At 58.1% G+C, this 983-nt stretch carries 2 protein-coding genes; both read right to left on the bottom strand.

Annotated features, from left to right (window positions below):
* Nucleotides 1-80, bottom strand: an 80-nt coding sequence (locus G5358_RS21340; protein WP_421324908.1) for a recombination protein O N-terminal domain-containing protein, incomplete at its 3' end; no start/stop codon positions are given.
* Nucleotides 81-980, bottom strand: a complete 900-nt coding sequence (gene era, locus G5358_RS21335) for a GTPase Era (RefSeq protein WP_005335393.1) — start codon at nucleotides 978-980, stop codon at nucleotides 81-83.
* Nucleotides 981-983: the final 3 nt, after the last annotated feature.

Genomic DNA, 983 nt, shown 5'->3' with positions numbered 1-983 from the left:
CTATCCTGGGTGAAGACCTCGACCAGCTGGCTGGTCTCCCGATAGGGCCGACTGTGGATGACGAAAGCCGGAGTCAGCAATCAGTCGTCGCCATACCCGAGGCTGCGCAGGGCGCGCTCATCATCAGCCCAGCCCGACTTGACCTTGACCCACAGCTCGAGGTGCACCTTGTTCTGGAACAGACGTTCCATATCGAGGCGCGCTTCGGTGCCGATGGTCTTGATCTTCTCGCCCTTGTTACCGATGACCATCTTCTTCTGGCCATCGCGCTCGACCAGAATGAGGCCGTGGATGTGGTAGAGACCGTTCTCTTCCACCTTGAAGCGCTCGATCTCCACCGTCACCGAGTAGGGCAGCTCCTCACCGGTGAAGCGCATCAGCTTCTCGCGGATGATTTCGGAGGCCATAAAGCGGGAGGACCGGTCGGTCACGTAATCTTCCGGGAAGAAGTGGACGTTTTCCGGCAGCAGATCCTTGGCCCACTCGCGGATCTTCTCCACGTTGGTGCCCTTTTCGGCACTGATGGGCAGAATATGGGCGAAGTTCATCTGTTGTCCCAGCCACTCGAGGTGGGGCAGCAGATCTTCTTTCTCCTTGACGTTGTCGATCTTGTTGACCGCCAGCACCACAGGGCACTTGAGATTGCGCAACTTGCCCAACACCATCTCGTCGTCTTTGGTCCAGTGGGTACCGTCGACCATGAACACCACCATGGCCACATCACCCAGCGAACTGGTGGCGGCACGGTTCATCAGGCGGTTGATGGCCCGTTTCTCTTCAATGTGCAGACCCGGGGTATCTACATAGATGGTCTGGTAGTTATCCTCGGTGTCGATCCCCAAAATCCGGTGACGGGTGGTCTGGGGCTTCTTCGAGGTGATGCTGACCTTCTGGCCAAGCAGCTTGTTGAGCAGGGTGGACTTGCCCACGTTGGGGCGGCCCACGATGGCGACAAAGCCGCAATAGGTGGTATCTGTCATGAC

The organism is Aeromonas sp. 604176 (genome assembly GCF_049170755.1).
Lineage (GTDB): Bacteria > Pseudomonadota > Gammaproteobacteria > Enterobacterales > Aeromonadaceae > Aeromonas > Aeromonas veronii_A.
The sequence above is the reverse complement of the archived record's forward strand: the minus strand, read 5'-3'. Positions and strand labels throughout refer to the sequence as shown.

Excerpts from the sequence above, each read along its gene's own strand:
- era (WP_005335393.1), bottom strand. The coding sequence starts at position 980 with ATGACAGATACCACCTATTGCGGCTTTGTCGCCATCGTGGGCCGCCCC.